The sequence below is a fragment of the Nocardia donostiensis genome, from assembly GCF_002081715.1.
Classification (GTDB): Bacteria; Actinomycetota; Actinomycetes; order Mycobacteriales; family Mycobacteriaceae; genus Nocardia; species Nocardia donostiensis.
Genome location: NZ_MUKP01000024.1, coordinates 84,338 through 93,049, shown reverse-complemented (window position 1 = coordinate 93,049; position 8,712 = coordinate 84,338). Strand labels below are relative to the sequence as shown.

The window sequence follows — 8,712 nt, the reverse complement described above, 5'->3', positions numbered from 1 at the left end:
CGCTCGGCGACCAGCCGCTGCCGCTCCTCGACGGTGAGCCACTCCAGATCACCCACCGGGGTGCGCGGCGCAGCGACGATCTCACCGAGCAGGCCGACGAACCGGTGCGCGAAACCTTCGACCGTGCTCCGGTCGAACAGCGCGGTGGCATACGTCAGCACACCGCCGATACCCGCGGGCGCGCCGGTCTCGTCGTAGCGATCGGTGAGGGTGAGGTTCAGGTCGAACTGCGCTATCCGGGTGTCCACGTCCACCCCGGCCACGGTGAGCCCGGGCAGCTCCAACGCGGCAGCGGCCAGATTCTGGAACGCCAACCCCACCTGGAACACTGGATGCCGTCCGGTGGAACGCACCGGGTTGAGCACGTCGACCAGCCGCTCGAACGGCACATCGGCATGCGCGAACGCCTGAATGACGTTCTCCCGTTGCCGGGCGAGTAGGTCGGTGAACGACTCACCGGCATCAATCCGGGTCCGGAAGACCACAGTATTGACGAACATGCCGATCAGGTCGTCCAGCACGGCCTCCCCGCGCCCGGCCATCGGGGTACCGATCGCGATATCTCCGGTGCCCGACAATCGGGCCAGCAGCACCGCGAACGCGCTCTGCACCACCATGAACAGCGTGCCGCCCGCATCGTGTGCCAGCTCGGTGAGCGCCTGATGGGTGGCCGCATCGATCCGCAGGTCCACCGCGGCGCCCGCGAAGGACTGCACCGCAGGCCGTGGCCGGTCGGTGGGCAGGTCCAGCTGATCGGGCAGCCCGGCCAGGGTCCGCTGCCAGTAGGTGAGCTGCCCGGCGGCCACGGAATCCGGGTCGGCCTCGTCACCGAGGAGTTCGCGCTGCCAGAGGCTGTAATCGGCATACTGCACCGGCAGCGGCGCCCAATCCGGTACGCCACCCGCGGCGCGGGCCGCGTAGGCGGTCATCAGATCCTTGGTCAGCGGTCCGAACGAGGAACCATCACCGCAGATATGGTGCACCACCATCGCGAGCACGTACTCGGCGGGCGCTGCGCTGTCGGCGGTGGCGATCCGGAACAGCGCGATCCCGAGCGGGACCTCGGTGGTGACGTCGAAGGTGGTCGAGACCAGCGAGACGACCGCGGGTTCGATCTCCTCGGGCGCCACGGTTCGCTCCTCGATCCGCGGCAGCGCCTGGTCGAGCGGGAGGATCACCTGCGCGGGGCCCTGCTCGGTGCGCGGGAAGACCGTCCGCAGGATCTCGTGCCTGCCCACCACATCCGCGATGGCGGCACGTAACGCGGCCACGTCGAGTGACCCGGTGAGCCGCACCGCGATCGGCACATTGTAGGCCGTCGACCGGGTGTCGAACTGGTTGAGGAACCACATCCGCTGCTGCGCCGACGACAACGGGATATGGTCCGGCCGGGTCCGCGCGGTCAACGGCGTGCGGTGTCCCGTATCGGTCTGCTCGGCCAGCAGGGAGGCAAGCGCGGCGACGGTCGACGCCTCGAACAGCAGCCGGACCGGAACCTGGGTCTCCAGCGCAGCCTCGAGCCGTGCCGCGGCCCGAGTGGCGACCAGTGAGTTCCCGCCCAGGTGGAAGAAATCGTCATCGGCGCCGAGCGGCCGGGCGGGGCGGAGCAGTTCGGTGAACACCTCGGCGACGGCCTGCTCGACCCGGCCCGACGGCGCCCGGAACTGTGCGGTACGCAGCTGTGGTTCCGGCAGGGCACGCCGGTCGAGCTTGCCGACCGGGGTCAGCGGGATCTCGTCGAGCACGACCACCGCGGTCGGCAGCATATGCGCGGGCAGCGTGCGCCCGAGATCGTCGATCAGTGCTGCGGTGTCGAGACCCGCCCCGGGGGCGGGCAGCACATAGGAGACGAGAATGGTTGCGCCGGAGCCTGTTTCACGCCCGACCGTGACCGCGAAGTCGATATCCGGCCGGGCGGCCAGTGCGGCGTCGATCTCCCCGAGTTCGACGCGGAACCCGCGTACCTTGACCTGGAAGTCGTTGCGACCGAGGTATTCCATTACCGCCGCTGCGCCCGTGAGGCGATAGCGCATGAGGTCGCCGGTGCGGTAGAGCCGTCCACCGGGCGGTCCGTACGGATCGGCGACGAAGCGCGCGGCGGTGAGGCCGGGCCGGTCGTGGTAGCCGCGGGCCAGCTGGTCGCCGGCCAGATAGAGCTCTCCGGTGACGCCCTCGGGAACCGCGCGCAGCCTGCCGTCGAGTACCAGCGCGCGCATACCCCGGATCGGCCCGCCGATGGTGACCAGCTCGTCGGGAGACAACGGATCGCTGATATTGGTCATGATCGTGGTCTCGGTGGGCCCGTAACCGTTGTAGAACTCCCGGGTGCGCTTACCGGCGATCGGCTGGACCCAGCGCCGCACCAGATCCGGTGGGCACGCCTCGCCACCGGCGATCACCACGCGGAGCCGGTCCAGTCCCGCGGGGTCCATCGAGGCGAGTGCCGCGGGCGTGATGAACGCATGGGTCACCCGTTCGCGCCGCAGCAGGGTGGTCAGTTCGGCACCGCCGTACACGGTGGGCGCGACCACCACCATGGTCGCCGCGCCGCCAACGGCGAGCAGCAACTCCAGGACCGACGCGTCGAAGGACGGTGAGGCGAAATGCAGGGTGCGTGAACTGCTGGTAACGCGATAACGTTCGCGCTGTTCGGCGCAGAAACTCGCCAAACCGGCGTGGGTGACCACCACACCCTTCGGAGTGCCGGTGGAGCCGGAGGTGTAGATGGCGTAGGCGGGGTGCTGCGGACGCAGCGGTCGCGGCCGGTCGCGGTCGGTGACGGGGTCCGCCGACTGCTCGTCGATTTCACGCAGGAACCGATCGCTGTCGATGGCCAGCCACTCGACCTGTTCGGGCAGGTCCTCGCGCACCGCTTCGACCGTCAGACCCAGCACCGCCCGCGAATCGCTGACCATCTGCGCGACCCGGTCACGGGGATAGTTCGGATCGACAGGGACGAACCCGGCACCCGTCTTGGCGATCGCCCACACCGCGAGCACCGACTCGAGCGAGCGGGCGATACCCACCGCCACCAGGTCCTCAGGTCCTATCCCGCGCCCTATCAACAACCGGGCCAGCCGGGTGGACTGCTCGTCGAGTTCGGTGTAGTCCAGCTCCGACCATGTTTCGGAGGCGTCGGCGAAAACTACCGCGATCCCGTCGGGATTCTCCTCGACGGCGGCGTCCAGCAGATCCGGCAGCAGCGCGCCGCGCGGCTGTTCGACCTGATGAGTACCGATCTGTGCCGCTTCACCGGAGCCCAGCGCGTCGGCGCCGGCCGCGGAGATCGTTGCCTCGGTAGCCCCGTGCTGGGAAAACAGGAGATTGTGTGACCCGGAATGCTGGTCGCGATCTGTGGCAGTCATGCGGTGACGAGTTCACTCTCTAGCTCGATCCTGCTGCCCCGGCAATGGAGCCGAGGCGGAACCGCATACGTGTGAACCATAGGCCGGAGCAAGTCCGTCAGACATTAGCAACTCTGACTCGACTGTGTTCCACAGATGGGAAGTGATCGAGCCCTCAGTTCGACCGTCGATGACGCGAGCCCGCTACGCCGGGTTGTCTTTGGGGGGTCCCTCGTGTTGCTGATGGTTCCGGCTGGTGTTCGGCGGCGGATGGATGGTGTTCTCCGGCCGGATGCCCAGCGGTGGGGCGGCTTTGTTGCGTGTGTGTGGTTGTTTGGTGGTGAGACGGCCGCGGTAGCGCTGTGGCGGGCCCTCACCCGGTCCGTTGGTCCGCATCGGGGCGCCGATGATCACTGGGGCGAGTGCCGCGTAGCCGCTTGAAAGCCACGCTCAGCGCGAAGGCGTTGGCATAACCCACCTTCCGTGCGATCGTGCCCACGGTATGGTCGGTCTCCCGCAGCAGGTCCGTGGCCAAGGCGATGCGCCAGCCCGTGAGGTAGGACATCGGCGGTTCGCCGACCAGCGCGGTGAACCGCCGGGCGAGTGCCGCCCGCGACACCCCCACCCTGGCCGCCAGGTCCGCCACCGTCCACGGATGGGCGGGTGTACTGTGCAGCAGCCGCAGCGCGGTACCCACGATCGGGTCGTCCAGTGCGCGGTACCAGGCCGGGGCATCAGCGTCCGGGTTGTCGAACCAGCTGCGCAGCGCGGAGACCAGCATCAGGTCCAGCAGCCGGTCCAGCACCAGCTGCTGACCCGGCCGGTCTCTGGCGACCTCCTCGGCCACCATCTCCACTGCTGGGTAGGGGATGTCCGCGGCCGGCACCACCAGCACGGTGGGCAGGGCCTGCAGCAGTCGTTCGCTGAGCTCCCCCCGGCGCTCGAAAGCCCCGCTGACCAACACGGCGGCTTCTTCGGTTGGTGTTCCACAGATCCGGGCAGGCCCCGAGGCAGGCTCGATACCCTCGGCTCCTGGGCAGTAATCGGCGCTGGTCACCACCAGCGAGGGGGCGATCGCGGGATCGTTGGCCACTGTGTAGGGCGTGTCGCCGCGGACCACGACGATGTCGCCGACATCGATAGGCACCGGTTCACGCTGGTCGGGAACGATCCAGGCGCGGCCACGCAGCATCGTGGCCAGTGTCAGCGGGGCGCCACTGGCCATTCGTAGAGCCCAAGGCGGCTGCATGATCGTCTGCCGGAAGACAGCGCCACGCGCTCGGACTTCTGCCAGCAGTTCCGACACGGCATCCATGCCTTCAGAGTAGACGCACAGACATCAAATGGAGATCATTAGACATGGATCGTCTCGGCAATGCTCGGTTGACTGAGTTCATGTCTGAACACCCGATTCTGGTCACCGGAGCCACCGGTAAGTCCGGCCGCCGCGTCATCAGCCAACTGCGAGCCAAGGCGCTGCCGGTACGCGCGGCCGCCCGCCGTGGCGAGCACGTCTTCGACTGGACCGACCGCAGCACCTGGGATACCGCTCTAGATGGTGTGGGCTCCGTGTACATCGTGCAGTTGGACGGCACGAAGCTTGTTCGGCCGTTCATCGAGCGGGCGGTGCAGCATGGGGTGCAGCGGATCGTGCTGGCCTCGGGGCGCGGGATCGACAATCCGGACTACGCGGAGGACAGCAGCGGTGTCCGGGAGGGCCTCCTCGACAGTGAGGCCGCTGTGCGGGAGAGCGGTCTGAAATGGACTATCAGCAGGCCCGGCTGGTTCGCGCAGAATTTCAGCGAAGGCTTCTTCGCTGATGCGATTCGCGCCGGTGAGCTGCGACTGCCCGCCGGCGATGGGGCTGCCAGCTTCGTCGATGCCGAGGACATCGCCGCGGTGGTGGTTGCGGCACTGACCGAGGATCGGCACACGGGCCACATCTATGAGTTGTCCGGCCCTCGGTCGGTGACACTGACCGAGGCGGTTGCAATCATCTCCGAGGCTACCGGTCGCGAAATCCGCTATGTGCCGCTCTCAGTGGAGGACTACGTCGCTGAACTCGTTCAGCAGGGACTACCGCCCGCGGACGCCAAAGCCTTCGCGGACGTCATCGAGCCACTCAGGGAAGGCACAGACGAGTATGTCTCCGACGGCGTGCAGCGTGCCCTGGGCCGCCCGCCGCGGACCTTCGCCGAATTCGCCGAGTCCACTGCTGCCGCAGGCGTTTGGGCCTGACAGTTGGTTCCGGGTTCGGCTGTCGGGTCGAAGCTCGAGAAAGTTCCGCCATGTGGCGCCGGTCCAGGTGCCCCAGGTGGCGTCGAACCCAAGGATCCGCCACGGCCGCCGGGCAGGTCTCGGTTATCCGATTGACGCCCCCGCTGTAATGAAGGGGTGACAGATCTGGTGAATGCCGTGACGGACAGGGACGCAGCTACGGTCAAAGGACTGCTGGCCGCAGGCGTCGACCCCGATGAGCCGAACGAGGACGGGACGACTCCGTTGTATCGTGCCGCGGTAAACGGTTCCACCGAGCTGGTTCGGGTACTGCTGGCCCAGGGAGCGGACCCGAACCTGCCCAGCGGGGCCGCCGACGAAGGACTGCCGTTGTGTGCGGCGGCATGCTGGAATCATGCCGGAGTCGTCGAAGCGCTACTGGCCGCCGGTGCCGATCCCGATCTGCCCGAACCGCCGCACCCGGAGCAGACCGGTCCGGGCACGCCGCCCTTGCTGTGGGCAGTGCGCAACGGTCATCGCGAATCGGTGGATCTGCTGCTCGCGGCGGGCGCCGACCCGAACACTCCGGGTAACCCGCTGACGGTCGCCACTCGGGGTGGGAGATACGGGATCGTGCGTTCCCTGCTGGAGCGCGGAGCGAACCCGGCTTGTGCCGACGATACGGGCCGCACCGCCTCGGCTATCGCCATCGAGCTCGCCGACGCCGACCTGGTCGCCCTGCTCGCAGGGGAGTCGCTGTGGAAGGACCGTGCCTTCACCGTTGATCGCCGCCCGGCTGGGGACGGCAGCGAACTGATCACCCTGCGCTTCGGCCGTGACGGATCGTATGGTCAGGCTTCGATTCAGAACGGGCATCGCGCGATAGCGGCCCTACTCGAGGAAGTGCTCGGTCGCGGAACGGCGAGCCGGGACTCGTTGTGAGGTAGACGTGCTTCGGTAGGGGACCGAGTCGGCCATAGAACGTCATGCGGTTGCCGAGGGCCTGCCGAAGCCGCCGGTGAGCATGCGCAGTATCGGCCGGAGGCGCGTCGCCGCGGCCAGGGAGTTTTGTAGGTCCTTTTCCGGGTAAGCCGGCGAGTGGTCCGATAGCCCGGTATCCGAGCAGACAAGGAACACACGGCGTGGTCGACGTTGCGCAGGGAACGGTCGTGGTCTATACCGATGTGGCGTGCGGGTGGTCCACTGTTGCGCTCGATCGTTTCTATCGGCGCCGTCGTGACGTGGGCTTGGAGAATGCGGTGCTCGTGGACCTGCGCTTGTTCGCACTCGAGGACGTCAACCGATTCCCGATCCCGAAACGATTCCTCGATACCGAGATCCCGGTCATCGGCGGGCTGGTCCCGGATTTCGGCTGGAAACCCTGGCAGAACGATCTGACAACCTGGCCCAACTCCACCCTGCTGGCCAACGAAGCCGTACACGCCGCCAAGCGGCAATCGCTTTCGGCTGCCGAAGAACTGGATATGGCGATCCGCCGCGCCTTTTTCTGCGATAGCCGGCCCATCGATCTGCTGTTCGAACTGCTCGACATCGCGCAAGGGTGCCCGCTTGTCGATCACGATCGGCTGGCAACGGATTTGTCTACCGGTGCCGCCCGTGCCGATATGATGCGTGACTACCGCGCTCATCGGGACCAGGTGCAGGGCAGCCCGCATTTCTTCCTCGTCGACGGCAGCAGTGTGCACAATCCCGGAATCGAACTGCACTGGGTTGGCGAGCCGGGTGCGGGCTTTCCGGTCGTCGACTCCGACGATCCCGAAGCCATCGCCCGCCTGCTCGACCGCGCTGCCCAGTGATAGGGCTGCTGGGATGAGGCCGCTTGTGGTCCACCGATCAGGCTGGGAGCAGGTCAGGTTCTTCGATGCCGTACGAGCATTCCGTCGTGCGCTGGTCGAGGTTCGCCTTCACCTGCGCAAGTTCCCAGTTGAACGTGAACCGCTGCCCACTGCAATGCGACCGCAGCAGCTCCTCCTGCTCGGCGGTAGGAACCAATGCGAACCGGTACGCCCTGGATCACCGAACTCATCCGGCCGACTTTTGCGTGAGGATGGCCCCGATCGAAGCTGACGGACAGGCACGTGCTGATGGGCACTGGGTCCGAACAGCTCTGGTGCCCATCAGCAGGAAACGAGGTCAGACGACGTCGATGAGGTCGAGGATGGCGGCTGCGTAGGCGTGGTCCCCGGAAATCGTGACGTGCTTGGGCCAGGGGCTGCGTCGGGTTCCCCACAGCACGAAATCTGTTGCCGAGGAGCTGACGACCGTGTCAGAGGAACCGACCCCGGCGGATACCATGATCTGATCCTCGGCCGGTGTCAGAGTCCACTCACCTTCGCCGGGGCCGGTCAGGACGACGCCGAGCGGTCGGGTGAGCGCTGAGATGACCTGGGGACACATCTGCGGCAAGCCCGTCCACATCCAATCGACGGCTGCGCGTACCGACTGATGATCATGGGGTTCGACCGGACGATGCACCGGCCCCTCCGGCGCCAGGAGATCGACATACATGTGGCACCAGAGGTCGAAGGCGAATGCATCGGCGAGTTGGTGGGCGTCGTAGGTGCCGAGGTCGGTCAAGGTGATCGGGGCGGTAGCCATCTCGCCCTCCTGCATAGCTGCCAATGCCGCCAAGGCGCCCTCCATGTTCTGGAGGAACTCTTCGGCGACCTGGGGGGCAGACCAATCCCGTCGTTGTGCGACCAGAAGTTCCTGAAGTTCCTCTGCGGTCTTCGGTGCCGGCGCAGAAGGATCAACCGGGGTCGGATCGGTGAGAGCAGCAAAATTGGATCCGGTGTGGGCGACCAGATCCTTTACCGACCATCCGGCGCACCGGCTCGGGGCGGCCCACTCGTCAGCGCTGAGGCTGGTGACGACGCTGGCATAGCGCTCAGCGAGATCTCGTGTGACGGATAGTCCTGACGTACTCATTGGTATTCCTCGGTTTTCGCCTGTAGGGGTCGTTCGGCTGCCGCTGACGGAACCCCGTGAATGGTCCACCGGTGGCGAGAACTGGCTATCGGTGGATGCAGGCAGCAGCGTAGCTTGCGGAAGACTGTTAGCCCAGAGCCGAATGCCTGCTGTGGTGGTTGTAGTCGCTGATCGCGACCCGGGCCTGGGGCAGCGACCAGAA

Annotated in this window: 7 protein-coding genes and 1 pseudogene; 3 read left to right on the top strand and 5 right to left on the bottom strand. The window is 66.8% G+C overall.

What is annotated here, in order from left to right; translation table 11 throughout:
• From B0T44_RS16785 to B0T44_RS16775, 3 genes are all read right to left on the bottom strand, one after another.
• Window positions 1–3,365 (bottom strand): non-ribosomal peptide synthetase (locus tag B0T44_RS16785; protein WP_139795327.1); only part of this gene is annotated, 3,365 nt, incomplete at its 3' end.
• A gap of 183 nt (window positions 3,366–3,548) precedes the next feature.
• Window positions 3,549–3,740 (bottom strand): hypothetical protein, encoded by a 192-nt coding sequence (locus B0T44_RS16780; protein WP_077116773.1) that lies wholly within the window; start codon window positions 3,738–3,740, stop codon window positions 3,549–3,551.
• The gene (locus B0T44_RS16775; RefSeq protein WP_077116772.1) at window positions 3,718–4,659 is read right to left on the bottom strand and encodes an AraC family transcriptional regulator; all 942 of its coding nucleotides are present in this window, start codon (window positions 4,657–4,659) and stop codon (window positions 3,718–3,720) included. Before B0T44_RS16775 ends, B0T44_RS16780 begins: the two co-directional genes overlap by 23 nt.
• Window positions 4,660–4,739: 80 nt before the next feature.
• On the opposite strand from B0T44_RS16775, the gene B0T44_RS16770 reads away from it, so the two are divergent.
• The 3 genes from B0T44_RS16770 to B0T44_RS16760 all read left to right on the top strand — a co-directional run bounded on the left by B0T44_RS16770 (window position 4,740) and on the right by B0T44_RS16760 (window position 7,378).
• On the top strand, window positions 4,740–5,582 hold the full coding sequence (locus B0T44_RS16770) for an SDR family oxidoreductase (protein ID WP_077116771.1): 843 nt from the start codon (window positions 4,740–4,742) through the stop codon (window positions 5,580–5,582).
• Between the two features lie 177 nt (window positions 5,583–5,759).
• On the top strand, window positions 5,760–6,503 hold the full coding sequence (locus B0T44_RS16765; RefSeq protein WP_175648010.1) for an ankyrin repeat domain-containing protein: 744 nt from the start codon (window positions 5,760–5,762) through the stop codon (window positions 6,501–6,503).
• Window positions 6,504–6,703: 200 nt separating this feature from the next.
• Window positions 6,704–7,378: a DsbA family oxidoreductase gene (locus tag B0T44_RS16760; protein ID WP_077116769.1), complete on the top strand. Its 675-nt coding sequence runs from the start codon at window positions 6,704–6,706 to the stop codon at window positions 7,376–7,378.
• Between the two features lie 37 nt (window positions 7,379–7,415).
• Here the strand turns inward: B0T44_RS16760 and B0T44_RS16755 are convergent.
• Together B0T44_RS16755 and B0T44_RS16750 are read right to left on the bottom strand one after the other, a co-directional pair.
• A pseudogene (locus B0T44_RS16755) lies at window positions 7,416–7,580 on the bottom strand (helix-turn-helix domain-containing protein); the annotation flags it as partial.
• A 135-nt stretch (window positions 7,581–7,715) separates the two neighbouring features.
• Window positions 7,716–8,510 carry a maleylpyruvate isomerase family mycothiol-dependent enzyme gene (locus tag B0T44_RS16750; protein ID WP_077116768.1) on the bottom strand — a complete coding sequence of 265 codons (795 nt, stop codon included), beginning with the start codon at window positions 8,508–8,510 and terminating at the stop codon, window positions 7,716–7,718.
• Between the last annotated feature and the right edge of the window lie 202 nt (window positions 8,511–8,712).

Coding starts and splice junctions, on each gene's coding strand:
- B0T44_RS16750 (WP_077116768.1), bottom strand. CDS start 8,510: ATGAGTACGTCAGGACTATCCGTCACACGAGATCTCGCTGAGCGCTAT.
- B0T44_RS16780 (WP_077116773.1), bottom strand. CDS start 3,740: ATGCGGACCAACGGACCGGGTGAGGGCCCGCCACAGCGCTACCGCGGC.
- B0T44_RS16770 (WP_077116771.1), top strand. CDS start 4,740: ATGTCTGAACACCCGATTCTGGTCACCGGAGCCACCGGTAAGTCCGGC.
- B0T44_RS16775 (WP_077116772.1), bottom strand. CDS start 4,659: ATGGATGCCGTGTCGGAACTGCTGGCAGAAGTCCGAGCGCGTGGCGCT.